The sequence below is a fragment of the Paraprevotella xylaniphila YIT 11841 genome (assembly GCF_000205165.1).
Taxonomy (GTDB): Bacteria; Bacteroidota; Bacteroidia; order Bacteroidales; family Bacteroidaceae; genus Paraprevotella; species Paraprevotella xylaniphila.
The window spans coordinates 26,483-52,858 of record NZ_GL883827.1 but is presented as its reverse complement, the minus strand read 5'-3'; the positions used below and the strand labels follow the sequence as shown (position 1 = coordinate 52,858).

The 26,376-nt window shown below is 44.6% G+C and carries 28 protein-coding genes; 21 read left to right on the top strand and 7 right to left on the bottom strand.

Annotated elements, in window-relative coordinates; translation table 11 throughout:
• Positions 1-3: 3 nt before the first annotated feature.
• The 3 genes from pth to HMPREF9442_RS03975 form a co-directional block, all read right to left on the bottom strand.
• Positions 4-567: an aminoacyl-tRNA hydrolase gene (gene pth, locus HMPREF9442_RS03995; RefSeq protein ID WP_008625598.1), complete on the bottom strand. Its 564-nt coding sequence runs from the start codon at positions 565-567 to the stop codon at positions 4-6.
• A gap of 14 nt (positions 568-581) precedes the next feature.
• The gene (locus HMPREF9442_RS03990; protein WP_008625595.1) at positions 582-1,175 is read right to left on the bottom strand and encodes a 50S ribosomal protein L25/general stress protein Ctc; all 594 of its coding nucleotides are present in this window, start codon (positions 1,173-1,175) and stop codon (positions 582-584) included.
• A gap of 914 nt (positions 1,176-2,089) precedes the next feature.
• A complete protein-coding gene (locus tag HMPREF9442_RS03975; protein ID WP_232038520.1) occupies positions 2,090-2,479 on the bottom strand; it encodes a DUF3276 family protein in 390 nt (129 codons plus the stop codon).
• A gap of 127 nt (positions 2,480-2,606) precedes the next feature.
• On the opposite strand from HMPREF9442_RS03975, the gene nusB reads away from it, so the two are divergent.
• From nusB to bamK, 10 genes are all read left to right on the top strand, one after another.
• Positions 2,607-3,539 (top strand): transcription antitermination factor NusB, encoded by a 933-nt coding sequence (gene nusB / locus HMPREF9442_RS03970; RefSeq protein WP_008625591.1) that lies wholly within the window; start codon positions 2,607-2,609, stop codon positions 3,537-3,539.
• Between the two features lie 12 nt (positions 3,540-3,551).
• Positions 3,552-3,869 (top strand): preprotein translocase subunit YajC, encoded by a 318-nt coding sequence (yajC, locus tag HMPREF9442_RS03965; RefSeq protein ID WP_008625590.1) that lies wholly within the window; start codon positions 3,552-3,554, stop codon positions 3,867-3,869.
• 158 nt (positions 3,870-4,027) lie between these two features.
• The gene (locus tag HMPREF9442_RS03960) at positions 4,028-4,879 is read left to right on the top strand and encodes a CdaR family protein (RefSeq protein ID WP_420850113.1); all 852 of its coding nucleotides are present in this window, start codon (positions 4,028-4,030) and stop codon (positions 4,877-4,879) included.
• A 1-nt stretch (position 4,880) separates the two neighbouring features.
• Positions 4,881-5,480: a dephospho-CoA kinase gene (coaE, locus tag HMPREF9442_RS03955; protein WP_008625588.1), complete on the top strand. Its 600-nt coding sequence runs from the start codon at positions 4,881-4,883 to the stop codon at positions 5,478-5,480.
• An 85-nt stretch (positions 5,481-5,565) separates the two neighbouring features.
• The gene (locus tag HMPREF9442_RS03950) at positions 5,566-6,012 is read left to right on the top strand and encodes a DUF5606 family protein (protein WP_008625587.1); all 447 of its coding nucleotides are present in this window, start codon (positions 5,566-5,568) and stop codon (positions 6,010-6,012) included.
• A gap of 202 nt (positions 6,013-6,214) precedes the next feature.
• Complete coding sequence (locus HMPREF9442_RS03945; protein WP_008625586.1) at positions 6,215-6,808, top strand: RNA polymerase sigma factor; 594 nt, start codon at positions 6,215-6,217, stop codon at positions 6,806-6,808.
• Between the two features lie 295 nt (positions 6,809-7,103).
• A complete protein-coding gene (gene rpe / locus HMPREF9442_RS03940; RefSeq protein ID WP_008625584.1) occupies positions 7,104-7,754 on the top strand; it encodes a ribulose-phosphate 3-epimerase in 651 nt (216 codons plus the stop codon).
• Positions 7,755-7,799: 45 nt separating this feature from the next.
• Positions 7,800-9,914, top strand: coding sequence for a ComEC/Rec2 family competence protein (locus tag HMPREF9442_RS03935; RefSeq protein WP_147639878.1), 2,115 nt, complete (start codon positions 7,800-7,802; stop codon positions 9,912-9,914).
• 58 nt (positions 9,915-9,972) lie between these two features.
• The gene (locus HMPREF9442_RS03930) at positions 9,973-11,010 is read left to right on the top strand and encodes a DHH family phosphoesterase (RefSeq protein ID WP_008625582.1); all 1,038 of its coding nucleotides are present in this window, start codon (positions 9,973-9,975) and stop codon (positions 11,008-11,010) included.
• 24 nt (positions 11,011-11,034) lie between these two features.
• Positions 11,035-11,733, top strand: coding sequence for a BamK family beta-barrel-assembly machinery protein (gene bamK, locus HMPREF9442_RS03925; RefSeq protein ID WP_008625581.1), 699 nt, complete (start codon positions 11,035-11,037; stop codon positions 11,731-11,733).
• Here bamK and hemW read toward each other — a convergent pair whose 3' ends face one another.
• On the bottom strand, positions 11,734-12,924 hold the full coding sequence (gene hemW / locus HMPREF9442_RS03920; protein WP_008625580.1) for a radical SAM family heme chaperone HemW: 1,191 nt from the start codon (positions 12,922-12,924) through the stop codon (positions 11,734-11,736).
• 175 nt (positions 12,925-13,099) lie between these two features.
• On the opposite strand from hemW, the gene fusA2 reads away from it, so the two are divergent.
• The 3 genes from fusA2 (at position 13,100) to rprY (ending at position 17,830) form a co-directional block, all read left to right on the top strand.
• Complete coding sequence (fusA2, locus tag HMPREF9442_RS03915; RefSeq protein WP_008625579.1) at positions 13,100-15,259, top strand: elongation factor G2; 2,160 nt, start codon at positions 13,100-13,102, stop codon at positions 15,257-15,259.
• Positions 15,260-15,566: 307 nt separating this feature from the next.
• Positions 15,567-17,120: a sensor histidine kinase gene (locus tag HMPREF9442_RS03910; RefSeq protein WP_008625576.1), complete on the top strand. Its 1,554-nt coding sequence runs from the start codon at positions 15,567-15,569 to the stop codon at positions 17,118-17,120.
• 5 nt (positions 17,121-17,125) lie between these two features.
• Positions 17,126-17,830, top strand: a complete 705-nt coding sequence (gene rprY, locus HMPREF9442_RS03905) for a response regulator transcription factor RprY (RefSeq protein ID WP_008620761.1) — start codon at positions 17,126-17,128, stop codon at positions 17,828-17,830.
• Positions 17,831-17,895: 65 nt separating this feature from the next.
• Here the strand turns inward: rprY and HMPREF9442_RS16640 are convergent, their stop codons facing one another.
• The gene (locus tag HMPREF9442_RS16640) at positions 17,896-18,072 is read right to left on the bottom strand and encodes a hypothetical protein (protein ID WP_230315489.1); all 177 of its coding nucleotides are present in this window, start codon (positions 18,070-18,072) and stop codon (positions 17,896-17,898) included.
• A 103-nt stretch (positions 18,073-18,175) separates the two neighbouring features.
• Positions 18,176-18,622 carry a MarR family winged helix-turn-helix transcriptional regulator gene (locus HMPREF9442_RS03895; RefSeq protein WP_008625574.1) on the bottom strand — a complete coding sequence of 149 codons (447 nt, stop codon included), beginning with the start codon at positions 18,620-18,622 and terminating at the stop codon, positions 18,176-18,178.
• Positions 18,623-18,848: 226 nt separating this feature from the next.
• On the opposite strand from HMPREF9442_RS03895, the gene rpsF reads away from it, so the two are divergent.
• The 3 genes from rpsF to rplI are packed head-to-tail and all read left to right on the top strand — an operon-like array spanning position 18,849 to position 19,925.
• Positions 18,849-19,190, top strand: a complete 342-nt coding sequence (rpsF, locus tag HMPREF9442_RS03890) for a 30S ribosomal protein S6 (RefSeq protein ID WP_008620765.1) — start codon at positions 18,849-18,851, stop codon at positions 19,188-19,190.
• The gene (gene rpsR, locus HMPREF9442_RS03885; protein ID WP_172604765.1) at positions 19,191-19,460 is read left to right on the top strand and encodes a 30S ribosomal protein S18; all 270 of its coding nucleotides are present in this window, start codon (positions 19,191-19,193) and stop codon (positions 19,458-19,460) included.
• A gap of 18 nt (positions 19,461-19,478) precedes the next feature.
• Positions 19,479-19,925 carry a 50S ribosomal protein L9 gene (gene rplI / locus HMPREF9442_RS03880; protein WP_008625573.1) on the top strand — a complete coding sequence of 149 codons (447 nt, stop codon included), beginning with the start codon at positions 19,479-19,481 and terminating at the stop codon, positions 19,923-19,925.
• 188 nt (positions 19,926-20,113) lie between these two features.
• On the opposite strand, the gene HMPREF9442_RS03875 is transcribed toward rplI, so the two are convergent.
• On the bottom strand, positions 20,114-20,329 hold the full coding sequence (locus HMPREF9442_RS03875) for a PG1828 family lipoprotein (protein WP_008620771.1): 216 nt from the start codon (positions 20,327-20,329) through the stop codon (positions 20,114-20,116).
• Between the two features lie 250 nt (positions 20,330-20,579).
• Between HMPREF9442_RS03875 and mtaB the strand changes: the two genes are divergently transcribed.
• The 5 genes from mtaB to HMPREF9442_RS03850 all read left to right on the top strand — a co-directional run bounded on the left by mtaB (position 20,580) and on the right by HMPREF9442_RS03850 (position 26,363).
• The gene (gene mtaB, locus HMPREF9442_RS03870; RefSeq protein ID WP_008625570.1) at positions 20,580-21,923 is read left to right on the top strand and encodes a tRNA (N(6)-L-threonylcarbamoyladenosine(37)-C(2))-methylthiotransferase MtaB; all 1,344 of its coding nucleotides are present in this window, start codon (positions 20,580-20,582) and stop codon (positions 21,921-21,923) included.
• Positions 21,924-21,941: 18 nt separating this feature from the next.
• Positions 21,942-22,958, top strand: coding sequence for a glycosyltransferase family 2 protein (locus HMPREF9442_RS03865; RefSeq protein WP_008625569.1), 1,017 nt, complete (start codon positions 21,942-21,944; stop codon positions 22,956-22,958).
• A gap of 86 nt (positions 22,959-23,044) precedes the next feature.
• Complete coding sequence (locus HMPREF9442_RS03860) at positions 23,045-24,064, top strand: gliding motility protein GldB-related protein (protein WP_253271009.1); 1,020 nt, start codon at positions 23,045-23,047, stop codon at positions 24,062-24,064.
• Positions 24,064-24,771 (top strand): SAM-dependent methyltransferase, encoded by a 708-nt coding sequence (locus HMPREF9442_RS03855; RefSeq protein ID WP_008625567.1) that lies wholly within the window; start codon positions 24,064-24,066, stop codon positions 24,769-24,771. The genes HMPREF9442_RS03860 and HMPREF9442_RS03855 overlap by 1 nt, the downstream gene beginning before the upstream one ends.
• 455 nt (positions 24,772-25,226) lie before the next feature.
• Positions 25,227-26,363 (top strand): hypothetical protein, encoded by a 1,137-nt coding sequence (locus tag HMPREF9442_RS03850; protein ID WP_147639877.1) that lies wholly within the window; start codon positions 25,227-25,229, stop codon positions 26,361-26,363.
• Positions 26,364-26,376: the final 13 nt, after the last annotated feature.

Genomic DNA, 26,376 nt, shown 5'->3' with positions numbered 1-26,376 from the left:
CTTCTACTTCTTGTTGAATTGGTTCATGGTAATCTGGATACCGGCCAGGCAGAAGCTTTTTATCATTTCGCAAGCCAGTCCCACCCGTTCGTCCATGGTTTCCAAGTCCTCTTCCGTGAATTGTCCCAGTACAAAGCCAATTTGTCCACCCCGGGGAAAATCGTTACCGATGCCGAACCTAAGTCGGGCGTATGCCTGTGTACCTAAGACAGAGGCTATGTTTTTCAATCCGTTATGACCGGCATCACTTCCGCTTGGCTTCATGCGTAGGGCACCGAATGGAAGGGCCAAATCGTCTACGACCACCAGGATACGTTCAAGGGGAACGTTCTCTTTGTTCATCCAGTACCTGACGGCGTTTCCGCTCAAGTTCATGTAGGTGGACGGTTTCAAAAGCACCAATTGCTGCCCTTTCAGCGAGAGGGAAGCCACAGCGCCGTAGCGTTTGTCCTCAAAAACAAGATTGGATGCCTTGGCCAAGGCATCCAATACTCTAAAACCTATATTGTGACGGGTTCCGGCGTATTCGTTTCCGATATTGCCCAAACCGACAATTAAGTATTTCATTCGCTGTCTATGGATTAATTGTCAGCAGATGCGGCAGATCTTGCGCTACGCGTCATCTTAACTTGGCAAACGACAACCTCTTTGCTAGTAACCAACTCCAAACCATCAAAATGCAATTCACCGACTTTGATGGTCTTACCCAATCCCAAGCTCGTCACGTCGATGTTCAGGCGTTCGGGGATTTGAGTATAAACAGATTTTACTTTCAATTTACGTACGGATGCGGCCAAACGTCCACCGGCTTTCACACCTTCTGCCAAACCGTTCAGTTTGATGGGCACTTCCATTATGATGGGTTTGGTTTCAGTGATTTCGTAGAAATCCACATGCAATACGTTGTCTTTTACCGGATGGAATTGAAGCTCTTTCAATACTGCTTTGTATTCCTTACCGTCAATGTTCAAATTTACAACATAGATATCCGGGGAGTAAATCAGGTTGCGCAGTTCATCGTTTGTCGTGGTGAATGCCAATGCGACTGGTGCGCCGTTTTCATCTTTTGCTTCTCCGTACAAATTGCAGGGAACAGCATTGGCTCTACGGATGTCACGGGCAGCTTTCTTGCCGAATACAGTTCTTACTGTACCTTTTACATTAATTTCTTTCATTGCATTAATTTTTTGTGTTACTCTAAATTAAGTGATTTATGCTTAATCTCACCATCACACGATGTGTGCATCTTTCGATGATGCTGAAAAGCGGTGCAAAATTACGGCTTTTCATTGGCATGGCCAAATGTTGCGGGTGTTTTTTTCATATTTCCATCACGCAGTGTAGTCCGGCGAGGAAACTTCCGAGGGCGGATTTGAGGTTGGCGGCTTTCGGTAGCGTTTCCTCTTGCGGTGCAGCGGTGCGTGGCGTGTTCGCAGTTTTTTCTGCCTTTCGTTTTTTGTTCCACCTCCTTACGGCATGATGTGCAATCCTTTTGAAATCCATAGTAGCCGTGTTTAGGGTCTGTTTTCTGCCCGCAAATATACGACATGAAAAAGCTTTTGTCAAACCCTTCACCATAACCCTGTTGATTACCAGTTTGTTTACATTTGTAAATCGGAACCTGTATGCTGTGTATCATTTCCCGGTGAAATCCCGGTGAAGGATGTAAAGGCAGAAAGTTCACCTTAAAGCATTGGTACAGAGGGTGTCTGAAGGATGCGAACCCTTTCGCACGAAAAACCGTTTGTGGGAGGTGGGGCAGGGCGTTTGGCACAGCAAAGCCCGTGAAACAGATGTAGGCATACCTGAAAATCGTTCTCAGCAGATTGAAAAATTGTTTGGCTTAGAACGGAAAATCGTTTGGCGCAGATTGTACGGGCACATCCGACTGCCAATCAAGGCCTTTGTTGAATATTTAGGACAGGAGTGCCAATAAAGTGAATCCTGCGTAGAGATATTCCGAGAAAAAAGTATAGCTTGTTTCATGAGTTAGGAATATTAGGTTAATCTTTCCGGAAGCAAATATTGGAGCTATTAAAGGATAGGTTTAGAATCATGTGACCCCAAACCTATCCTTTATATGTTAGCGTTATTCTACATTTAATCCGATATCTTCCACGTTTAAGTCCATGTTAATTTTCAAATCTGAACTTATGTTACTTTCATCACCTGTCGTATTGTGACTTTGTCGCGGTTCTATTCCTGGCTGTTCCTTGCGGACGAAGTTCACAGCTTCTTCCAACCCGGACATAAAGTGCTCGAAATCCTCCTGGTAAAGGAATATCTTATGCTTTTCAAAATTTATGGATGGAGATTCCGTATCTCCCGATATGACTTTTTTGCTTTCTGTGAGGGCTATGAATAATTCACCTTTCCTGTTTTTCTTCACATCCACATAATAAATGCGTTTTCCTGCCTTTACGGATTTGGAAAAGACGATGTCTTTATCTCTTTCCTGGTTCTTTTTGAAATCTTCCATATTTTGCGGTTTATAAATAACTACTTCAAAATTGAGAATATTTTTTAAAACATCCAAAAAAAATGAGGGAAAGATGGCCTTTTTATCTATAAAATACGTACTTTTGCACTGCAATATATAATATTATATGATAAACAGAGAGATTATACGCTTAAAGGTTGTTCAGATTACTTATGCTTATTACCAAAACGGGGGAAAGAACATAGATACGGCGGAAAAAGAACTTTTCTTCAGTTTGGCCAAGGCTTATGATTTGTATAATTACCTATTGGCCCTGATGGTAGAAATCAACCGGATAGCAGAACGTGCCGTAGAGACGGCACAGAGCAGGTATAACCGTATCAAGGTGGGTGAACCGCCCAGTACAAAGTTCATTGACAATCGTTTTATCATGCAGTTGGAAGTAAATAAACAACTGTTGGATTTTCGTGAAAACCAGAAAAAAAGTTGGGTGAACGAAGAAGGGTTTGTGCGTTCGTTGTACAAACAAATCATAGAGACGGATTACTACAAAGAGTATATGGCATCATCCGAGTCTTCTTATGCACAGGACCGTGAGTTATGGCGCAAGATATATAAGAATGTCATTTCTAATAATGAAGAGTTGGACTCCTTGCTTGAAGATATGAGCCTATATTGGAACGACGACAAATATATCGTGGATACGTTTGTGCTGAAGACCATCAAGCGTTTTGACGAGGCTAAAGGAGCCGGACAGGAGCTTTTGCCGGAATTCAAGGATGAAGAAGATCGGGAATTCGCCCATCGTTTGTTCCGTAACACGTTGTTGAATGCGGAGTATTACCGTAAGCTGATAAGCGATAATACAAAGAACTGGGAATTCAATCGGATTGCCCTTATGGATTTGTTGATTATGCAAATTGCATTGGCAGAGATTCTGACTTTTCCCAATATTCCGTTGAATGTCTCATTGAACGAGTATGTAGATATAGCCAAGATCTACAGTACGCCGCGTAGTGGGGCATACGTGAATGGATTGTTGGATGCCGTTTCCAAAAAATTAATAGCAGAGAAAAAATTAGAGAAGACAAACAATTAAAATAATACAACCATGAATTTATTGACAATTTTATTGCAGCAACAAGGCGGAGGCATGTCTATGATTATTATGATGGTCGCTATTTTCGCCATCATGTATTTCTTTATGATTCGTCCTCAGAATAAGAAACAAAAAGAAATCCAGAAATTCAGAAACAGCATCGTTCCGGGTACTGATGTGGTAACGGCAGGCGGAATTTATGGAAAAGTGAAAGAAGTGAATGAACTCGATAATACATTGATGGTGGAGATAGCCTCCGGCGTAAAAATTAAAATCGCTAAGAATTCAGTGTATGCCGGTGCGCCGACCGACACGGCCGCAGGTAAATAACCGTAATGGATTCAGTTCAGTTCAAAAAATACTATACAACAGTCAAGAACTTCTTGTTAGGTCCTAAAAACAAGGAGTTCTTGATTTTTTTGTTTTTTTTCTTCGTCTCTGCGGCTTTCTGGCTGTTGCAATCTTTGAATGAAACATTTGATGTAGAATTGAAAATACCTTTAAAATTGGAAAATGTGCCGTCAGATGTGGTCATTACATCGGATTTGCCTTCTGATTTAAATGTAGTGATAAGAGATAAAGGTACGGTTTTGGTTCGTTATATTTATGGTACGGAACAAGTTCCCGTGCGAGTGGACTATAAGGATTATGACAAGGGAAACGCTTCCGGACGTGTTTCCGTTACGCTTTTGGATGTCCAAAAGAAAGTACAGGCACAGTTGTTGTCTTCCACTCGTATTGTGTCTTTAAAGCCAGATACGTTGGAATATTTTTTTAATAAGGGTGCCCGTAAGAAAGTGCCGGTCAAGTTGGCTGGGGTCGTGGAAACCTCTCCGGAGTATTACCTGCAAAGGGTGGAGTTTACACCTGATTCGGTGGAAGTGTTGGCACCTTCTGCCATTTTGGATACCATAACCGAAGCTTTTATCACTCCGGTTTATTTTTTGGATTTGTCTGCAAACGAAAAAACAATAAGCATGTTGCGCCCAGTGAGAGGGGCGAAGTTCATCCCAGATCAGGTGGAAATGAATGTGATGATAGACTTATATACGGAGAAAACGGTGGAAGTTCCTGTGTTCGGTGTTAATTTTCCTGGCAGTAAGGACTTGCGTACATTTCCTTCAAAAGTAAAAGTTACTTTTCGTGTGGGGATGAGCCAGTTTAAGGAAATTACGGCGGACGATTTTGTACTGGCTGTCACGTACGAAGAACTAATGAAGAATCACAGTTCGAAAATTCAGCTTTATCTAAAGTCGATGCCGTCCGGAGTATCGAATGTGCGTATAGACCCTTCAGAAGTGGATTATTTGATAGAACAAGTACAGGAAGAAAACGAGTGATATGATTAAGGTTGGTCTTACGGGAGGCATTGGTTGCGGGAAAAGTTATGTGGCGGATTTATTACGTCGTCAGCATATTTCCGTGTATGATACGGATAAGGAGGCAAAGCGTTTGATGATGGAATCTGCAACCATTCGCCAGGGATTGGTGGATAGGATCGGAGAGCGGGCTTATACGCCGGATGGAGCATTGAACCGTGAACTGATAGCTTCATATTTATTTGCCTCTCCGCTCCATGCAGAGCGTATCAACCGGCTTGTACATCCGGTGGTGCAAGATGATTTCCTGCAATGGGTGGATAAGCAGAACGGATCGTTGGTCGTTATGGAATGTGCCATTCTTTACGAGTCCGGTTTCGACCGTCTGGTAGATGAAGTCTTGTTGGTACGTGCTCCGGAAAGAGTTTGCATAGAGCGTGTCATGAAACGCGACGGGGCTTCCGAAACTCAGGTAAGGGCGCGTATGGCAGCCCAGATGTCGGACGAAGAGCGTTGCAAGCGGGCGCATTATATTATAAATAATGATGGAAACTCAGACGTGGAGGGTATCTTAAGAGATATGTGGATGAAGATCGGTGGGGGAAGGTTGCATGAAGATTAAGCTTTTTTAGAAAGAAGATTTTGAAAAAAAGTAGGTGAAGGACTATCTTTGCATTTGTTTTAAAAAATAAAATATAAACCTGAATATGTTAGAAACGATTTTGGCTATTTCCGGTAAACCCGGTTTGTATAAGTTGGTTTCGCGTGGAAACCGTAGTTTGATTGTAGAAACGTTGGACGAGGTGAAAAAACGTATGCCGGCTTTTGCTACCGATAAGGTCATTTCCTTGGCAGATATAGCCATGTATACGGATGAAGGTGAAGTGCCTTTGAGGGAAGTTTTGAATAGCCTGAAGAAAAAAGAGAAGGCTCAGCTTTCTGCTTTTGATTATAAAAAGGCTTCACGTGAGGAACTGGCTTCTTATCTTGCAGAGATATTGCCTAATTATGATCGTGACCGCGTTTATCCTGCCGATATCAAGAAGTTGGTAAGTTGGTATAATTTGTTGGTCAAGGCCGGCATGACGGATTTTGACGAGGTCTTGGCTCCTACGGAGGGAGAGCACATTACAGACAGGGCAGAACAGGAATAAGCCTGAAAGTATATAATGTCAAAGAACAGGGAGGGCATGCATGTGTTCTCCCTGTGTTTCTTTAAGCAGAGAATAATTTTTGCCCGTAAATTTGTGTAATTCCAAAATTCTTCTTTTATTTGCATCCTGTTAATTCATTTATTAATTATTAAACGTTTATTGCCTATTGGAATACTCTTACTTAACTATAAAATAAATAAGGATGGAGAGTTTTGCAAATTTGACTGACGAAATGTTGGTTAAACTGTATGCCGGAGGTAATAATGGTGCTTTTGACATCTTGTTGGAGAGATATGAAGAGAAGATTTTTTCTTATATCTTTTTTGTTGTACACAATCAAGATGTGGCTGATGATATATTCCAGGAAACGTTTATGAAAGCTGTGGTGACCATTCAGCAGGGACGTTATGTGGAAAATGGCAAGTTTCAGGCATGGATAACCCGCATTGCCCATAATTTGATTATTGATTATTTCAGGCAGACCCGCAATGAGAATTGTGTGTCTAACGATGAAGTGGAGTATGATTTGTTCAATGACATCAAATTGGCTGAAACGACTGTGGAATCTAAAATGGTGCGGGAACAGGTGCTTGACGATGTGAAACTGTTGGTAGAACACTTGCCCCAAAACCAGAAAGAAGTGGTTTTCATGAGGTATTACCAAGAATTGTCTTTTAAGGAAATTGCAGATATAACAGGGGTAAGTATCAATACGGCTTTAGGGCGTATGCGTTATGCTTTGTTGAACTTACGTAAGATGGCGGTGAAAAAGGAACTTCATTTGGCTATTTCTTAAAAATAACTATCCTGCGATATACTAAATAAGCGGTCAGAGCGTTATAATAGCAGATTTAAGTAACCTGACAGCTTATGGATATAACTATACCTAATGGAATGCAGCGACCGTCGCGGCGGACTATTGCTTTTCTGAAGCTATTCGCACGCAGTTATAAAGAACTTGAATTTGCAGACGGTGAGTTTGCCAGAATGATTTTGAAGTAAGGTGGCATATTTTACAGTGTGCTTGCTTGCGCATATAGGATATTTAATATAACTTTGTACATATATACGTATTTAAAAATATATGTACTATGAAGCATTTTGTGGCTCCTTCCCTGTTGTCCGCCGATTTCGGAAACCTGAAACCGGAAATGGACATGATTAATCGTAGTGAATGCGATTGGTTGCATATCGACATCATGGATGGTGTGTTTGTCCCCAATATATCTTTCGGTTTTCCTGTTTTGAAGTATGTGGCTCGTTTGTGTGAGAAGCCGTTGGATGTGCATCTGATGATTGTGCAACCGGAAAAGTTTCTGAATGAGGTGAGAGCTTTGGGAGCTTATTCCATGAATGTGCATGTAGAGGCTTGTCCGCATTTGCATCGTGTAGTACAGCAGATCAAGGAAGCCGGTATGAAAGCCGGAGTGACATTGAATCCGGCCACGCCCGTTTCGTCTTTGACGGATATCATCGAGGATGTGGACATCGTCATGTTGATGGCCGTCAATCCGGGCTTCGGAGGCCAGGCCTTTATTCCCCATACATTAGATAAAGTGCGGGAATTGCGCCGTATGATAGACGGAAGCCGGTCGAAAGCCTTAATAGAGGTTGATGGTGGGGTGAACCGTGATACGGGACGGTTGTTGGTCGAGGCCGGTGCGGATGTGTTGGTAGCCGGGAGTGCTGTTTTTCATGCGGCAGATGCCATAGAAGAGATTCGTGTTCTGAAAAATTTGTAGACGCTGGTTGGAATATGTTCGGAATCTTGGCGGAAATACCCTTTTGTGAGGTTGGCTGTTCCGCTTCTTCCCGGTTTGTGGCTGGGACGGTTGTTGTGGCAATATGCGGGAGGCGGTAGCCAGGCGGGTATTTTTCTGTCCATAGGAGTGCTGCTAATTGGAGGGTGGTGCTTGTGTGTTGGTATATATTCATTGCATCGGCGTGCTTGTCATGGTGAGTTGAGAAGCTACGTGTCTTTCGGTATTTCTGTTTGTTTCCTGTTTTTTTTCTTCGGATTGTGGCGTTCCTTTTATGTGTGGGAGAACTTACGTCGGGTTTGGACGGACGAGGAACGTGAGTATCATGCCATATTGTTGAATACTCCTCAAATTTCGCCCCGTACGGTAGGGGCAGAGGCTATGTTGATGTCCGGAAACGGTCTCGCTATGAGGCAAACCAGCAAATTATGGTTGACCTTTTCGAGGGATTCTTTGGCGGAAACTTTGCGGACGGGAGATGAGTTGTTTTTTAAGGGGCGTATCCGGAGACCGAAAAACAAAGGTAATCCGGAAGAGTTCGATTATGCGGAATATTTGGCCGTGAAAGGCATATCGGGCCGTGTATTCATCGGAAAGGAGCGTTGGAAACGAATCCATGGATATGAGGATAAGGAGCGGCATCTTTCTTTGGGGATAGATTTGCGCATCAAAGCTCTGTTATGGCGAGATAGAATATTGGAGGTATATCGAAATACCGGTTTGCAGGGTGAGGCTTTGGACTTGTTTGCAGCTTTGACTTTAGGGGAAAAGTCGGGACTGTCGGATGAGTTGAAGGATATTTATGCGGGAGTCGGTGTCAGTCATGTGTTGGCTTTGTCTGGCATGCATCTTGGCTTTTTGGTAGCGATGTTGAATTTATTTATACTGAGCTATTGTAGGAGGCACTATTTGCGGCTACTGGGGGCGATGCTTGCTACGGTACTGGTTTGGGGGTATACCTTTTTGGCCGGTTTGCCTCCTTCTCTTGTGAGGGCGGCACTGATGTATTCCTTGATGTTGTCCGGGTCTTTGGTCGGTCGTTCGGGGTTTTCAGTTAATTCTTTAGCCATGAGTGCGGTGTTGATGTTGTGCATCAATCCTTTATGGTTCTATGATGTGGGCTTTCAACTATCTTTTTTAGCCATGTTCGGTATTCTGACGATATGTCCCCGGTTTCAGGAGTTGCCGTTGATGCAATGGCGTTATGTGAGGTGGATTTTTCAAAGTTTGTTGGTGTCATTCGCAGCGCAGTTATTCACCGTTCCTTTGGTGGCTTATCGTTTCGGTACATTTTCGTTTTATTCGGCATGGGCGACTTTGGTAGTATCTCCTTTAACGGCACTATTGATTTATGGGATGCCTCTGATATTATTATCTGGGATTACTGGTATCGGTACAACAGTTTGTGCGTGGTGGATTGCCCGGGTGGGCACGTGGCAAAATGACAGTCTGCGTGCGATGATGGAGTGGCCGTATGCTGTGGTCCATACGGATTGGTCACTATGGTTTACGCTGTGGTGCTATGTAGTATTGTGTGCTTGGCTGATGCCTTTCTGCCGGTCTTATGCCCGACGGGTACAGTTCGGACTTATGAGTGTGATATTGACTTTGTGTGCCTTTGCTGTAAACAGGCAGTTTTGCAGGATCCGACCGGAAATCGTGTTTTATAATCACTCTTCATGTCCGTCTGTCCACGTGATTTATTCACCGGAACGCTCTTATTTGTTCTCGACTGAAGAGGATAGTGTGAGGGAGCGTATGTCTTATATTGCAGAATCCTTTTGGGCAAAGAAGCTTTCGGACGTACCTGTGGTCGTGACCGCTGATTTCAGGGATAACTATATTTCTTCCGTACATGGTTTGGTGGCGGGTAGGAACGGCATCTCCTTTTTGATGCTTACGGATGACCGTTGGGATGGGATAAAAGGAATGTGTCAGGCTGAGGTCGATTATCTTTATGTTTGTCGCGGCTATCATGGCAGTATGCATGAACTGTCTCGTTTGTTCAATCCCCGTTGTGTGGTGTTGGATGCTTCTTTGTGGCGAAATGAAAGGAGGCGTTATATTCAAGAATGTGACAGATTAGGTTGGAGTTTCCATGATATGGAAGCCAAAGGAGCGTTAAAAGTTGCTTTAAATTGAGGAACAGCAGACTTTTTATAGTATATTTGTAAATTATAAACCGTAATACAATTTTTATATGTTGGATAATCTCTTGTCCGAAGTAGACGTGCAGCGTTTGCGTACGTTACTGGATAAGGCGCACAATATCATCATTACATGTCATGTGTCTCCCGATGGAGATGCCATGGGTGCTGTTTTGGCCTTTTCCCATTTCCTATGGCGAAAAGGCAAAAATGCCCAACCCGTGGTTCCGAATATCTTTCCTGATTTCTTGAAATGGATGCCCGGAGTGGAACGTGTCCGCATTCATGAGAAACATGAAAATGAAGTAGCTCCTTTGGTGGCGGCGGCTGACTTGATTATTTGTTTGGATTTCAACGCCCCCGATCGTTTGCAGGGATTACAGAAACCCGTGATGGATTCCCGAACTCCTAAGATTATGATAGACCATCATCTTGATCCAGTAGATTTTTGTGATTGGGCTGTTTCTCGGCAAGAGATGAGTTCGACGTGTGAATTACTTTATCGTATATTGGTGCAGTTGGAAGGCGTGGAGCCGATGACGTATGAGGAAGCGGTATGTCTTTACACAGGGATGATGACGGATACTGGTTGTTTTTCCTATAATTCCAATCGCAGCGATATTTATTATATTATAGGCCGCCTGCTGACAAAAGGCATCGACAAAGACAAGATATACCGCAATGTATTTTTCAATTACTCAGCTGAGCGTTTTCGGTTGATGGGGTATATGCTATATGTCAAACTGGAGTATTTTCCGGAATATCATGCTTCATTGATGACTTTAACAAGAGAAGAACAGAAGCGGTTTTCGCATAGGAAAGGCGATACGGAGGGGTTCGTGAATATACCGCTCCAAATCGGGAAATCCCGTCTTTCGGTATTTCTGCGTGAAGATACCGAACGCCATGCAATTCGCGTGTCCTTGCGTTCTGTGGATGATTTTCCCTGTAACCGGATGGCGGCAGAGTTCTTCAATGGCGGGGGCCATTTGAATGCTTCGGGCGGGGAACTTTCTTGTACGATGGATGAGGCCGTACAGATTGTCCGCAAGGCTTTGAAGAAATATACTTCTCTATTGACAGATAGATGAAATGTGATTTATAAAAAACTAAATATGAGAAAGATTATTTATATTTTGTTTGCCGTGTTAGGTGTTGGAGGGGGATTGCAGAGTTGTGACGACGGGGAAACATACGCCGAGCAACGGGAGAAAGAGCGTGATGCCATTTCGGCTTTTCTGAACCGTGATGTTGTAATCCGTTTGAGTGACGGGGAAGAATTGATTCATGTCGGTAAAATCAATACGATTTCCGAAGGGGAGTTTTATGCCCAGGACAGTACGACCAATCTCGAAAGAAACGAATACGTTGTCTTTGAGAATACCGGTGTGTATATGCAGATTGTACGTAAAGGGGCAGGTGAAAAGATGAAGAACGGCCAACAGAAGCGCATCATTTGCCGTTATACGGAGTTCAATATTTTAAGGGATTCCGTGCAGACTACGAACAATTCGGCTTACTGGCAGACGAACCCTGACATCATGGACGTGACGGATACTTACGGAACCTTTACCGCTTCATTCAATACATCAGTGAATGGGGGTGGGGCGATGTATCAGTATTACGGCTCGAAAGCAGTGCCTGCCGGGTGGTTGGTTCCTTTAACCTATATCAATATCGGTCGTCAAATCAATGCAGATGAAGAGATAGCCAAAGTTCGTCTCATTGTACCGCATTCACAGGGGCATAGTGATGCTTCTTCTAATGTGTACCCTTGTTTTTATGAAATCACTTATCAGGAGATGAGGAATTAGTCAGTCTGGAACGTAAAGCAAATCACTCATAATGCCGTCGGAAAGAAAGATTCCCCGGCGTGTCAGTTTGAGCAAGCCTTCGGGGGCTTGCTCTTTTTTTTCCATAATTTCGAGCTGTCCGTTTCTCAGGTGGACGGCGGCAGCTTGCAGGCAGTAATCCGTTAATGGTTGGCCGAATTTTCGTTTCAATTCGCTCAGGTTTAGTCCGTCGGACGTGCGTAAGGAAGTAATGATGCAATCATTGTATCTTTCGTATAGGTTCAGCTCTTCCTGCTCTATCCATGGTGCGCGGTTGAAGTCTTCAGAGGAGAAGCATTTCCCCACTTTGTCTATATAGACGTTCAGATCCGGATGGTTCCATTGTCGGTTACGTCCGTCGAAAGAATGGGCCGAAGGGCCGCATCCTAAATAAGGAATGCCTTTCCAGTAACTGGAATTATGTCGGGAACGGAAGCCCGGGCGGGCAAAGTTGGAAATTTCATAATGCTCGAAACCGGCATTTTCGAGTCGGCACATTAAAAGACTGAACATTTCCAGGCTTAGTTCTTCGTCAGCTTCTTCCACTACATGCCGTTTGCGCATTTTCCAAAGTGGAGTGCCTTCTTCGTAGATGAGCGCGTATGCCGAAATATGTTGTACGTTCAAGGAAAGTGCTGTGTCCACGTCCGTTTCCCATTCGCGAAGGGATTGTGCCGGTAGGCCGTAAATCAAGTCGATGCTGATGTTGTCGAATCCGGTGTCCTGACAGTCATGTACTGCGCGGATGGCTTGCTCTCCACTATGTCGGCGGTGGAGCAGACGTAGTTTACCATCGTCGAATGTCTGTACCCCCATGCTTAGCCTATTGACGGGCAGAGTATGGAGTGATTTGATTTTTCGTGGAGTGAGGTCGTCCGGATTGGCCTCGATGGTAACTTCTGCCCGGTCGGACACGTTGTAGGTTTGGAATAATGCTTCGAAGATTGGTTCGAGTAAAGACGTGTCGAGCGTAGAAGGGGTCCCGCCTCCTATATATATCGTTTCAATTACGGGCATTTGTCCGTCTTGTTGCAAGTAATTCGCCCTTAAACGCAATTCGTTCGTCAGGGCACTTATGTAAGCCTTGTCTTTTTCCCCACATGTTGTGGAATAAAAGTCGCAATATACACAACGGCTTGTGCAAAAAGGAATATGGATGTAAATTCCGGCCATATATAATAAGGTGTAAAACTGTGGTGCAAAGGTAGTGAAAGAAGGAAAAAGAACCCGAAAAGGCAGACTATGTTTAAAAACATAATGAACAAAATCACGGAATCGTTGGCTGTATGGGATTTTATTGCTAAATTTCGTGCCGTTTAGTTGTTACCTTTAAATTAAATGTTACACGATGAAAGTATATCAAACAAACGAGATTAAAAACATAGCCCTGTTGGGAAATGATGGTTCCGGTAAAACAACACTCACGGAAGCCTTGCTTTATGAGGCCGGATTGATTAAGCGCCGCGGAAGAATTACGGCCAAGAACACGGTGAGTGACTATTTTCCGGTGGAACAGGAATACGGTTATTCGGTTTTTTCCACAGTGTATCATGTGGAATGGAACAATAAGAAACTGAATATCATAGACTGTCCGGGTTCGGATGATTTTGTGGGTGCGGCGTTGACGGCACTGAATGTGACGGATACGGCCGTGTTGCTGTTGAACGGGCAATACGGTGCGGAAGTCGGGACGCAGAATCATTTCAGATATACGGAAAAGTTAGGGAAGCCCGTGATTTTTCTGGTAAACCAGTTGGATGATGAAAAGTGCGATTACGATGCCATATTGGAGCAGTTGACTTCCATTTACGGCAACAAGGTCGTTCCGGTGCAGTATCCGATAAAAACAGGGCCGGACTTCAATGCCTTGATTGACGTGTTGCTGATGAAGAAATACTCCTGGGGGCCTGAAGGTGGAGAACCGACGATAGAAGAAATCCCGGAAGACCAGAAAGAGAAGGCCATGGAGATGCACAAGGTATTGGTTGAGGCCGCTGCCGAGAACGACGAAACATTGATGGAGAAATTCTTTGAGAGCGAAACGCTGACCGAAGACGAGATGCGTGAGGGTATCCGCAAGGGATTGGCAGCACGGGGGATGTTCCCGGTGTTCTGTGTTTGTGCGGGAAAGGATATGGGTGTACGGCGCTTGATGGAATTTTTGGGCAATGTCGTGCCTTTCGTCAGCGAGATGCCCAAAGTGCATAATACCAGAGGTATGGAGGTGACTCCCGATGTGGACGGCCCGACTTCGCTTTATTTCTTCAAGACCGGCGTAGAACCTCATATCGGCGAGGTGCAGTACTTCAAGGTGATGAGTGGCAAGGTACATGAAGGTGATGATTTGAACAATGCCGACCGCGGGTCGAAAGAACGCATGTCGCAGTTGTTCGTTTGTGCGGGTGCCAACCGTATTAAGGTGGAAGAATTGGTGGCCGGAGATATCGGTTGCACGGTGAAGCTGAAGGATGTGAAGACGGGGAATACGTTGAATGATAAAAATAGCGAGAACCGTTTCAATTTCATCAAATATCCCAATCCGAAGTATACCCGTGCGGTAAAGGCGGTGAACGAGGCAGAGACCGAGAAGATGATGAATGCCTTGAACCGTATGCGTGAGGAAGATCCCACGTGGGTAGTGGAGCAGAGCAAAGAATTGCGTCAGATACTGGTACACGGACAAGGGGAATTCCATTTGCGTACGTTGAAGTGGCGTATGGAAAATAATGAAAAGATTGCCATTAAGTTCGAAGAACCTCGCATTCCTTATCGTGAGACCATTACGAAGGCTGCGCGTGCCGACTACCGTCATAAGAAACAGTCGGGAGGAGCGGGGCAGTTCGGCGAAGTACATTTGATTGTGGAACCCTATTATGAAGGTATGCCCGATCCGGAAGTATATCGTTTCAACGGACAAGAGTTCCGGATTAATGCGCGCAGCAAGGAAGAAGTACCCTTAGAGTGGGGCGGCAAGCTCGTCTTTATCAACTCTGTGGTGGGTGGTGCCATTGATGCCCGTTTCATGCCGGCTATTCTGAAAGGTGTGATGCAGCGTATGGAACAAGGCCCGTTGACGGGTAGTTACGCCCGCGATGTCCGTGTCATCGTGTACGACGGAAAGATGCATCCCGTAGATTCCAATGAAATTTCTTTCATGTTGGCCGGGCGTAATGCTTTCAGTATGGCGTTTAAAGAGGCCGGGCCGAAGATTCTGGAGCCTATTTACGACGTGGAGGTCTTTGTTCCCAGTGACAAGATGGGTGATGTGATGAGCGACTTGCAAGGACGCCGAGGCATGATTATGGGGATGACTAGCGAGAACGGTTATGAGAAACTTGTGGCCAAAGTGCCGTTGAAGGAGATGTCCAATTATTGTACCTCTTTAAGTTCCATTACCGGTGGTCGTGCTTCTTTCATCATGTCGTTTGCCAGCTACGAACTGGTACCGGCAGACGTGCAAGAGAAACTGGTTAAGGATTTTGAGGCTAAACAAGATAAAGAAGAATAATAAACTAAGCTACTGGAGGTATCCCGCTTTTCGACTTTTTGCTTGAGTATGCAAGTAAGTTGAAGGGCGGGATTTTTTCGTTTGCTGCACAATAAAAACGCATCTTAGGAACAGGTGGGAGGCACTGCTTGAGGGATACATGCAGATATTTTTTCTCGGCGACTGAATACTTATTTTTAAGATAAAGCAATCCTTGTTTGCTTGTATAAATCATTTTGTATTACTTTGTTGTTAATAACGTTAAACTCAATGAAGGAATAAGTTTTTATGAGCTTAATGCCCGTTTTCGATATGTATATTTGCTGATATGAAAAGGTCTACAATCTGGATAGTAAGTGTAATTATCGGAGTTTCGTTTTTGGGACTTCTTTTGTTGCAGATGCGCTACATCGAGCAGATGGTGAAGATGCGGAAGGAACAATTTGACGAATCCGTAGTTCGTAGTCTGAATCAGGCATCCCGCAATTTGGAGCAGAACGAGACGTTTCGTTATCTGGAGAACTTTACACGGGACAATTTAAGCCCGACTTCGGATTCTTTGCCTAAACTTTATATGGGCGGGATAGTCGGTACTGTAGATGCGAGCAACGGTGTAGGAGTTGCACACGGGGGAGAAAAGATATATTCCGATTTCGAATTGCATACGATAGTGAAGCATCCTTCCACTATGCCGAAAGTGTTGCGTATCGAGCGTAATAATTCGATTGACGAGGCCACCAGGTCGTTTCAGGAGTATGTGAAGAATGCGTATGTATATCATAAGGGTTTGCTTGACGAAGTAATATACACTATCTTGTATAAAGCGAGTGAGAAACCCCTGGAAGAGCGGATTAATTTCAAATTGTTGGATCAGGACATCCGTAATGCGCTTGAAAATAACGGAATCAGTATTCCTTATCATTTCACGGTGGCTACCAATGACGGACGGGAGGTATACCGATGCCCGGATTACGAGGAGAAAGGAAAAGACTATTCATACTCCCAGGTGTTGTTCCGTAATGACCCTGCGGGTAAAATCGGCATTGTGAGGATTCATTTTCCGGATATGAATTCCTATTTGTTGGAAACGGCACGGATGATGATTCCGGCATTGGCCTTTACCATCATTCTGTTTGTCACTTTTGTCTTTACGATATATGTGATATTCCGTCAGAAAAAGGTGACGGAGATGAAAAATGACTTCATCAACAATATGACGCATGAATTCAAGACTCCGATTTCGTCTATTTCATTGGCCGCCCAGATGCTGAGCGACCAGTCGATAAAGAAGAGCGAGGCGATGTACGAGAATCTTTCGCGGGTCATTAACGACGAGACCAAGCGTTTACGTTTTCAGGTGGAAAAAGTACTGCAAATGTCTTTGTACGACAGAGATAACATTGCGTTCAAGCAGAAAGAGTTGGATGCACATCAGTTGTTGGCGGGAGTCATTAAGACGTTTACTTTGAAAGTGTCGCAGAATGGAGGAAGTATATCGTCTGATTTCAAAGCCGAACAGGCGGAGATTTATGTGGATGAGATGCACTTTACGAATGTGATATTCAATTTGATGGATAATGCGGTCAAATACAAGCGTGATGATGTGGAACTGCATTTGACTCTTCGGACATGGAATACGGGGGACAAGATCAATATTTCAATAGAAGATAACGGCATAGGCATACAGAAAGATGACTTGAAGAGGATTTTCGATAAGTTTTATCGTGTGCATACTGGCAATAAACATGATGTCAAAGGTTTCGGCTTAGGACTGGCCTACGTCAAGAAAATCGTGGGGTTACAGAATGGCGTGATACATGCAGAAAGCGAATACGGTCATGGAACGAAATTTATAATCACATTACCAACAATAAAAAAATAAGAATTATGGAAGAAAAATTGCGAATATTATTATGCGAGGACGATGAGAGCCTGGGCATGTTGCTGAGAGAGTATTTACAGGCCAAGGGTTATGAGGCGGAACTGTTTCCGGACGGAGATGCCGGTTACAAGGCATTTTTGAAGAACCGTTACGAAATGTGTGTGTTGGACGTTATGATGCCAAAGAAGGATGGATTCCAGTTGGCACAGGAAATCCGACAGGTCAATGCTGAAATACCTATCATATTCCTGACGGCCAAAAACCTGAAGGAGGATATTTTCGACGGATTTAAAATAGGGGCTGATGACTATATCACTAAACCTTTCTCGATGGAAGAACTGGTATTCCGTATGGAGGCCATCTTGCGCCGTGTGAGGGGTAAGAAAGTAAAGGAGACGAACATGTATAAACTGGGTCGTTTCACTTTCGACACACAAAGGCAGATTTTGGCTATCGGTGACAAGCAAACCAAGTTGACAACCAAGGAAAGTGAGTTGCTTTCATTGCTTTGTGCGCATGCCAATGATGTATTACAACGTGAACTGGCATTGAAGACGATTTGGATTGATGACAATTACTTCAATGCACGGAGCATGGATGTGTATATCACAAAATTGCGCAAGCATCTGAAAGACGACCCTTCCATTGAGATTAACAACGTCCATGGAAAAGGTTATCGTTTGATTATCCCCACAACAGAAGAGGAATAAGAACAGATAACGTAAGAATGGCCCCGGATTTCCTTGAGGAACATCCGGGGCCATTCTTTTACCTCTTAATCTTGTATTTTCTTGTTCATGACAATGTGGACGATAATACCGACCACAATAGCCAATAAGGCTATACCGTTAGGCCAGTTATAATCAAGCCAGTTGCATACATAACTCAGAACCAATACCGCAGTTCCCAGAACGATTAAGAGAATACCCAAATTCTTTAAAAAATTATTCATTGTATGTTTCTTTTTATGTTTTTCTCCATTCAGCCTACAAATTAAAGCATAATTATTTAAACTCCGAAACTTTTCATAGAAAAAAAGACGGAAAAGGAGCATTTTAATCCTTTGTGTTTAAAAACACTTTTCTTAAAACTTCCTGGCTTATGCTTAATTCTTCCACACTAAGGCCACGCAGGGCCTCTTTCAGGGTCTTGTTGGCGATAAATCTCGATTTCTCTTCCAAATCCCGTCCAGTCTTGGTCAGATGAATCAGGTTGATTCTCCGGTCTGTTTTCCCGGATATTCTGACAACGAGGTTCAGGCGCTCCATATTGTCGATCAGCCGTGTCATACTCGGTTTGTCCTTGAAAGTCGCGTTACACAATTCTTGTTGCGTGACACCGTCTTTTTCCCATAGATATAACAACACCGTCCATTGTTCCGGAGTAATGTCCACATTGTATAGCCGGAAGTTACGGTAGAGCTTGCGGTTGATTGCTGCCGACACCTTCCCGTTCAGGATGGCAAAGATTAATTTTATATCGAAATTGAATTGTTCGCTCATGTCCTTCAGATTGTTCGACCATACAAAGGTATGATATTTATTACAGATTGTGGCCGTGTGAGCTTCTTAAATTTCTTTAAAGCTTTAGGCAGCTACTTTTCCAACCTCTCTTTTTCTAAAGCTTTGATTGGATTTAAAGCTTAGAAAATTTGCATAATAGCGGAAAAACACGTAATTTTGCACCGCATTTTTGCAAAAACATTATTAATTATTTATTTAACGGATTATGAATCAATACGAAACCGTTTTCATTTTAACTCCCGTTTTATCTGACGACCAGATGAAGGAAGCGGTCAACAAGTTCAGGGGTATCCTCACTGACAACGGTGCAGAGATTATCAATGAAGAGAACTGGGGCCTGAAGAAATTGGCTTACGCCATTGAAAAGAAGTCCACGGGATTTTATATCCTTATGGAGTTCAAGGCGCAGCCTGAAGTGATTAAAACTTTGGAAGTCAATTTCCGTCGTGATGAGAAAGTACTTCGCTTTTTGACTATCAAAATGGAGAAGTATGCAGCAGAATACGCTGAGAAGAGAAGAAATAACAAATCAAAAAAGGAGGATTAAATCATGGCACAGCAATCAGAAATCAGATATTTGACTCCGCCGACCGTAGACGTGAAGAAGAAAAAGTACTGCCGTTTCAAGAAAAGCGGTATTAAGTACATTGATTATAAGGATCCCGAATTCTTGAAGAAATTCTTGAATGAGCAGGGTAAGATTTTGCCCCGTCGCATTACAGGTACTTCTTTGAAGTATCAGCGTCGTGTAGCACAGGCTGTCAAGAGAGCCCGTCATTTGGCACTTCTTCCATTTGTAACAGATATGATGAAATAATAATAAGGAGGAGTAAGCATGGAAATTATATTGAAAGAAGATATTATAGGCTTGGGCTACAAGAATGATATTGTAGACGTAAAGTCAGGTTACGGTCGTAACTACCTTATTCCTACCGGTAAGGCTGTGATTGCTTCAGATTCTGCCAAGAAAATGTTGGCTGAGGATTTGAAGCAGCGTGCTCATAAGTTGGAGAAAATCAAGAATGAGGCTCAGGCATTGGCTGATAAGTTGGCTGAGGTTGCTCTGACTATTCCTACTAAGGTGAGTGCTACGGGTGTCATCTATGGCTCGGTAAACAGTTTGCAGATTGCAGACGAGTTGAAGAAGCTTGGTTTTGATATTGACCGTAAGATTATTGTAGTGAAAGATGTGAAAGCAGTGGGTTCATATCATGCTACTGTAAAATTGCATAAGGAAGTTTCTGTTGAGATACCTTTTGAGGTTGTAGCGGAAGAAGCTTAATTATAAGGGCTATTTATATTGTGTGTTATTTATAGGGGGAATATCCAATGAAGGGTGTTCCCCTTTTTTATTAATCAGATTTATCGTGCCAAAAGAGATGGATTCCGAAAAGAAGGGATTGGTATAAAAAAATAGAGACCATACTCGCGTATGATCTCTTGTTCCTTTTAGTTCGTATCTGTACTGAATTATTCAGCAGCAGGAGCTTCGGCAGCAGCGCTATCAGCAACTACAGCAGCATCAGCGGCAGCGCTATCGGCAACTACAGAATCAACTTCTACGATTTCTTCTTCTACAGCTACAGTGTCAGTATCAGCTGCAGTTTCAGCCTGAGAAGTTTTGTTACCGCAAGATGCGAAAGAAATAGCTGCGAAAGCTACGAACAAAAATGCTAACTTTTTCATTTTTTTGCTTTTTTAAATCTGTAAAACAATCAATTGCTTATTAAAACATTGCAAAGGTATATACTTTTTTGATATGTTGTACACTTTGCCCTCTTTTTTTTGATACATATTTTTAAGGATATATATAAGTTGCAATGAATCAATATTTTATGTACTGTTAATTTTTCGAGGTTCTCTATGTGCTATTCCATAGAATTATGTAACTTTGCGGTTGGAACAGTGATTAAGATTGGATTATACTATAGATGATATGACAGAAGCATCCGTTTTTGAGGGGAAGAAAGCCGTATATTTTACGTTAGGCTGTAAGTTGAATTTTGCAGAGACTTCTACAATAGGGCGTTTGTTGAAGGAGATGGGAGTGAGGACGGTGCGAGCCGGAGAACGTGCCGATATTTGTGTGGTGAATACTTGTTCGGTAACGGAGGTTGCCGATCATAAATGCCGGCAAGCTATTCATAAGTTGGTGAAACAGCATCCCGGAGCTTTTGTGGTGGTAACGGGCTGTTATGCCCAACTTAAACCGGAGCAAGTTTCTGCTATTGACGGAGTGGATTTAGTTTTGGGGGCAGAGCAGAAAGGGGATATATTGCGTTATTTAGAGGAACGTTTGCCTTTGTTGCCGGCAGAGCGTAAATCAGCTGATGCGGAGCACGCCGCTTATACTGTGCCTACGAAAGATATACATACATTTGTCCCTTCCTGTTCATGTGGCGACCGGACACGTTATTTCTTGAAAGTGCAAGACGGGTGCGATTATTATTGTACGTATTGTACGATTCCGTATGCTCGTGGGCGTAGCCGTAACGGTAGCATAGCCTCATTGGTTCGTCAAGCAGAACAAGCAGCATCGGAGGGGGGGCGTGAAATAGTGTTGACTGGAGTGAATATCGGAGATTTCGGTAAGACTACCGGTGAAAGCTTTTTGGATTTGGTGAAAGCGCTTGACCGGGTGGAAGGTATAGCCCGTTACCGTATATCTTCCATCGAACCTAATTTGCTGACAGAGGACGTGTTGGCTTTTTGTGCGGAGTCGCGTGCGTTTATGCCCCATTTTCATATACCGTTACAAAGCGGTAGCGATGAAGTGCTGAAACTTATGCGTCGCCGTTATACTACAAATTTTTTTGCCGAGAAGATATCACGTGTGAAAGAGCTGATGCCTGATGCCTTTATCGGTGTGGATGTGATTGTAGGTACGCGGGGCGAGACGGATGGATGTTTTGAAGAAGCATTCGGTTTCATTCGTTCGTTGGATGTGAGCCAGTTGCATGTGTTCAGTTATTCGGAGCGCCCCGGAACGATGGCTCTGAAAATAGGACATTCTGTTTCGCCAGAGGAGAAACATCGGCGCAGCCAACGGCTATTGGAGTTGTCCGATGTAAAATGGGAGGCATTTTATCGGCGTTACATCGGAACCGAGGCCGAGGTCCTGTTGGAAAAGTCCCGGACGGAAGGAGTGATGCATGGCTTTACAGCCAACTATATCCGGGTGGAATTGCCTGTCGAAGGGAATCTGGACAATCAGATTGTCCGTGTACGTTTGGGAGATTTTAATGCAGGCAGGTCGGCTTTACGTGCCACCTTATTATAATAATAGGAGAGGACGGATATGGACAAGGTGGCCGTAGTCATTTTGAATTGGAACGGAGAAGAAATGCTTCGTCGCTTTTTGCCTGGTGTGTTGGCTCATACATCGGCAGAGGTATATGTGGCCGACAATGCTTCTACGGATAAGTCGTTGGAGCTTCTTTCGGTAGATTTTCCTGCTGTGAAAACAATCTTATTGGAACGGAATTACGGCTTTGCCGAAGGGTATAACCGGGCTTTGGCACAGATTGAGGCCGAATATTTTGTTTTGCTGAATTCGGACGTGGAGGTGAAAGATGATTGGATTTCTCCCATGTCGCAGTATTTGGATACCCATCCGGAGGTAGCAGCCTGCCAACCTAAAATCCTAAGTTGGCATGCACCGGATAAGTTCGAGTATGCGGGAGCGGCAGGAGGGTATATGGATGCTTGGGGTTATCCGTATTGCAGGGGGCGTGTCATGAATACGGTGGAAACCGATGAGGGGCAATATGATACAGTGGCCCCTGTTTTTTGGGCCACCGGAGCCGCTTTGATGGTACGTAGTGCCGTTTATCGCGAAGCCGGAGGTTTGGATGCCCGCTTTTTTGCCCACATGGAGGAAATTGACTTTTGTTGGCGGTTACGCAGTCGCGGATACGGCATTGTCTGTGTGCCGTCGGCTGTGGTTTATCATGTAGGGGGAGGCACGTTGTCCAAGGAAAACCCGCATAAGACCTATTTGAATTTCCGGAATAACCTTTATATGCTTTATAAGAATCTGCCGGATGAACGTCTGAGTACGGTCATGCGTTGTCGTTTTTGGTTGGACAGGTTGGCTGCCCTCCAATTTTTGCTGAAAGGGGAGCGGCGGTCTTTTCTGGCTGTGTTTCAGGCGAGGGCCGATTTCAGAAAGCAAAAGGAAGATTTTCGGGCTGCCCGGAAAGAAAACCTGTCCCGTATGGTCGTGAACCCGGTTCCGGAACAAGCTCGGTTCAGTATTTTGTGGGCTTACTATTTCCAAAATCGTCATAAATACTCCGATTTGCCCCATATATAGTTTTGTTTTTGCTTTTTTTAGTAAAATAGTTTGTGGTTAATGTATTTGTTTGTATATTTGTATGCGTATTTAACGAATAATAAGTTTTGAAACGAGCTTTATTGATATTGGTAGGCCTGACTATGTTTTTTTCTTCTTGTCGGTGGAGTTCCGTTCCCTGGTGGACGGATAGCCAATCGGATAAAGGAGAAAAGATATTCCGTTATGACCGTTTGGTTGATGAGTTCGTTTCCTTGAATAGTTTCACTTCGCTCCAACGTATGAATACGGAATATCCGGCTGCGACACGGTTGCTTATAGAAGAGGTGTTGACAATCGGCTCCGTAGAGGATCCACGCATCGAACAACGTTTGCGGGAGTATTATCTCGACTCTACCATGCAGGTGTTGTTGGAAGACGTGCATGATGAGTATGCGGATTTGAATGCGGAGGAAACTGAAATCTCTTCGGTATTCGAACAGGTCAAGGATGCTGATCCCAGTTTCCGTATACCGTTCATGTATACTCAGATATCCGGTTTGAACCAAAGCATAGTGGTGGGCGATAGCTTGTTGGGCATTAGCTTGGACAAGTATTTGGGGCGTGACTATCCTTTGTACCGCAAATATTATCATGATTATCAGCGTCGGGTAATGGACCGTAGTTGGTTGGTGTCAGATGCTTTGTTCTATTATCTGTCCCATGAATATCCTTTGCCGGACGGTAAGGTGCATACGTTGTTGGATTACATCTCAGATTACGGGAAGATACATTGGGTGATTGCGCATTGCCGGAATATTTCTTTGGAGCAAGAGGCCGGTTTTGAAGAAGAACGCGTGCTTTGGTACAAGGATAACGAAACCAATGTGTGGAATTGGTTGATGGGGCATGGTGCCCTGACTTCCGCCGACTTGACGATGATCAGGCTTTTTATGGAACCTCGTGGAACCACGCCTTATATCGGGAAAGACAGCCCGGACCAGATAGGTTTGTGGTTGGGCTTGCAAATCATAGACCATTATATGAAATCACATCCCCGGGTAACGATTGGTGAATTGCTTCGTGAGAACGATTATGGAAAGATTCTCCGCGAGTCGGGGTATCATCCGTCTGCAAACAAAAAATAATGGAACCAGCACTTTATTTGATACCTGTCACGTTGGGGGATACGCCCCATTCGCAGGTCTTGCCGGATTATAATACAGGGATTATCCGGAACATCAAGTTTTTCATCGTGGAAGATTTGCGTTCGGCCCGCCGTTTTCTGAAAAAGGTGGACCGGGACATCAATATAGACGAGTTGACTTTTTTTGCCATGGGCAAGCATGCTTCTTCAGAGGCGTTTGCGTCCTATCTGCGTCCATTGGAGCAAGGCATGCCGGTCGGCGTGATTTCCGAGGCCGGTTGTCCGGCAGTGGCCGACCCTGGAGCCGATGTGGTGGCCATAGCCCAACGCAAGGGACTGCGGGTCATACCTTTAGTGGGTCCGTCTTCCATGATTTTGGCCGTGATGGCGTCCGGCTTCAACGGACAGAGTTTTGCTTTCAACGGTTATCTTCCGATAGACCCGGCAGAACGGGCCAAGCGCATTAAAATGTTGGAACAGCGGGTATATTCGGAACATCAGACCCAACTGTTCATCGAAACCCCTTACCGTAATGCCAAGATGTTCGAGGAGGTTCTTCGGGCATGCCGTCCACAGACCCGCCTTTGTGTGGCGGCAGGCATAACCTGCAAGGAAGAGTATATCAAGACTCGCACGGTGCAGGAATGGAAGAAGCATCCTCTTCCGGATTTGTCCAAAGTGCCGGCTATATTTTTGATTTACAAGTGAGGGAGGTTGATTTCTCCTTTATTATTTCTTTTATTATAAAGAAAGTGTTACATTTGCAATGTGTTTCCACGCCGGTGCCTTGTTCGTAAGGCGGGTGAGGGGAATACCATATATGGAAAAGGCGTTTACTTGGCGCTCTGCTCTTATGCTTATCAGAACTTCGCAACTTCGGTAATTACTCCAAGAGCAAGGTAACAGTAGATGTCCTGTGGGTGTGTTATATACATCCCTTTCTTGTCAGCACCCTGTCGCGGGGTGCTGACTTAGGGGATTGGTATACATATCGGCGTGGGCTTCTGAAGTTGTTCGTTTGGAGTGATTGGGCATGCGAAGGCCTTGATAAAATGAACGGGCAACGGGTACAGATTCCCGCGCTTTTTTTGTATATGCCACGCAAGTCTTGTTTAAAAGTGCCGGATTTCGGGAGTCTCCGGTGGTTTAAGGAGGAAGCTGTTATGAAAGCTTTTATCAGATGGGTGTGGGTGTTGTGTTTGTTCCCGCCCCGGGTGTTTGGCCAGGCCAAACTTCCTGTTACGACTTCAGACCATTTTGTGGTGGAGGCTCCGGCGGTGGTACAACCCGGAGGGGAAACCGTTGATTTCATTGTGGGCGTGGAAGGTTCCCGTTTTTACACGGCCTACAACATGGAAATCGCTTTGCCCGAGGATTTGGTTTTCGTTCCCAACGACAAGGGAAATTGTGCCATGATGTGTGGCTTGGACGGGATGTATCCGTATGACGACAGTATGGGGTTTCCACAGTTCACGCATATTTTTGCCAGTGGGTTGCAGGTGAACGGCAACCTGCGTGTGGCTTGTTTCTCATCTCTGAACGAGGACTTCACGTCATTTTCCGGGCGGTTGTTCCGGGTGTCGGTCAAGGCATCTCCGTACGCCAAGCCCGGTATGGGGGAAATCCGGATGTTCGGTTTGAACCTTACGGTGGCCGAGAATGCCCAAAAGTATATCCCCGAGGGAGATTTGAACACGGGAGAAATCGAGGTGGGCAATCATGCGTCTGTTCCCGTATCCATTTCTGCCGCCAACCGTTACGGTACTTGCATCCTGCCTTTTGGCTTGGAGGCACTGCCTGCCGGTTTGGAAGCTTATACGGTTGCATCCGTCAGCGACGGGGTTTTGAATCTCGACCCCGTGACGGCTTTACAGGCCTATACGCCCTATGTGCTGTATGCGGCGAACGGTTTCAGCGGTGTGTTGGAGGGTACGGTGGACGCTTCGCTTTATCCCGAAGACACGCGCTCGGTCACGGTGAACGGGCTGACGGGGATTGTCACGCCACAGGAAGTCACCGAGGGGTATATCCTGCAAAACCAAGGGGATGGCGTGCGGTTCTACCGTGTGGGGGACGTGCCTTTTGCTTTGCCTGCCGGACGGTGCTACCTTTCGGCTTCCGTGTCGGCCGGAGTGAATCTCAGGATGGAGCGTAACGCCACCGGCATTACGGACAGCCGGACGGACGTGGCCTTGCCGGACGACACCTGTTATGACCTTTTAGGGCGGCGCGTGGAACATCTGGTTCCGGGACGTGTATATCTTTCTGCCCGTCGTGGTGTTTTTTTACAATCCAAGTAGAACTTAAAACAAA

What these genes read in the sequence shown, in the direction of transcription:
- HMPREF9442_RS03945 (WP_008625586.1), top strand. Translation starts at nt 6,215, where the DNA reads ATGGAGAGTTTTGCAAATTTGACTGACGAAATGTTGGTTAAACTGTAT.
- HMPREF9442_RS03850 (WP_147639877.1), top strand. Translation starts at nt 25,227, where the DNA reads ATGAAAGCTTTTATCAGATGGGTGTGGGTGTTGTGTTTGTTCCCGCCC.
- HMPREF9442_RS03875 (WP_008620771.1), bottom strand. Translation starts at nt 20,329, where the DNA reads ATGAAAAAGTTAGCATTTTTGTTCGTAGCTTTCGCAGCTATTTCTTTC.
- nusB (WP_008625591.1), top strand. Translation starts at nt 2,607, where the DNA reads ATGATAAACAGAGAGATTATACGCTTAAAGGTTGTTCAGATTACTTAT.
- pth (WP_008625598.1), bottom strand. Translation starts at nt 567, where the DNA reads ATGAAATACTTAATTGTCGGTTTGGGCAATATCGGAAACGAATACGCC.
- HMPREF9442_RS03865 (WP_008625569.1), top strand. Translation starts at nt 21,942, where the DNA reads ATGGACAAGGTGGCCGTAGTCATTTTGAATTGGAACGGAGAAGAAATG.
- HMPREF9442_RS03950 (WP_008625587.1), top strand. Translation starts at nt 5,566, where the DNA reads ATGTTAGAAACGATTTTGGCTATTTCCGGTAAACCCGGTTTGTATAAG.
- HMPREF9442_RS03895 (WP_008625574.1), bottom strand. Translation starts at nt 18,622, where the DNA reads ATGAGCGAACAATTCAATTTCGATATAAAATTAATCTTTGCCATCCTG.
- yajC (WP_008625590.1), top strand. Translation starts at nt 3,552, where the DNA reads ATGAATTTATTGACAATTTTATTGCAGCAACAAGGCGGAGGCATGTCT.
- rprY (WP_008620761.1), top strand. Translation starts at nt 17,126, where the DNA reads ATGGAAGAAAAATTGCGAATATTATTATGCGAGGACGATGAGAGCCTG.
- rpsF (WP_008620765.1), top strand. Translation starts at nt 18,849, where the DNA reads ATGAATCAATACGAAACCGTTTTCATTTTAACTCCCGTTTTATCTGAC.
- coaE (WP_008625588.1), top strand. Translation starts at nt 4,881, where the DNA reads ATGATTAAGGTTGGTCTTACGGGAGGCATTGGTTGCGGGAAAAGTTAT.
- rpe (WP_008625584.1), top strand. Translation starts at nt 7,104, where the DNA reads ATGAAGCATTTTGTGGCTCCTTCCCTGTTGTCCGCCGATTTCGGAAAC.
- bamK (WP_008625581.1), top strand. Translation starts at nt 11,035, where the DNA reads ATGAGAAAGATTATTTATATTTTGTTTGCCGTGTTAGGTGTTGGAGGG.
- HMPREF9442_RS03930 (WP_008625582.1), top strand. Translation starts at nt 9,973, where the DNA reads ATGTTGGATAATCTCTTGTCCGAAGTAGACGTGCAGCGTTTGCGTACG.
- HMPREF9442_RS16640 (WP_230315489.1), bottom strand. Translation starts at nt 18,072, where the DNA reads ATGAATAATTTTTTAAAGAATTTGGGTATTCTCTTAATCGTTCTGGGA.
- mtaB (WP_008625570.1), top strand. Translation starts at nt 20,580, where the DNA reads ATGACAGAAGCATCCGTTTTTGAGGGGAAGAAAGCCGTATATTTTACG.
- HMPREF9442_RS03975 (WP_232038520.1), bottom strand. Translation starts at nt 2,479, where the DNA reads ATGGAAGATTTCAAAAAGAACCAGGAAAGAGATAAAGACATCGTCTTT.
- HMPREF9442_RS03990 (WP_008625595.1), bottom strand. Translation starts at nt 1,175, where the DNA reads ATGAAAGAAATTAATGTAAAAGGTACAGTAAGAACTGTATTCGGCAAG.
- fusA2 (WP_008625579.1), top strand. Translation starts at nt 13,100, where the DNA reads ATGAAAGTATATCAAACAAACGAGATTAAAAACATAGCCCTGTTGGGA.
- HMPREF9442_RS03855 (WP_008625567.1), top strand. Translation starts at nt 24,064, where the DNA reads ATGGAACCAGCACTTTATTTGATACCTGTCACGTTGGGGGATACGCCC.
- rplI (WP_008625573.1), top strand. Translation starts at nt 19,479, where the DNA reads ATGGAAATTATATTGAAAGAAGATATTATAGGCTTGGGCTACAAGAAT.
- HMPREF9442_RS03910 (WP_008625576.1), top strand. Translation starts at nt 15,567, where the DNA reads ATGAAAAGGTCTACAATCTGGATAGTAAGTGTAATTATCGGAGTTTCG.
- hemW (WP_008625580.1), bottom strand. Translation starts at nt 12,924, where the DNA reads ATGGCCGGAATTTACATCCATATTCCTTTTTGCACAAGCCGTTGTGTA.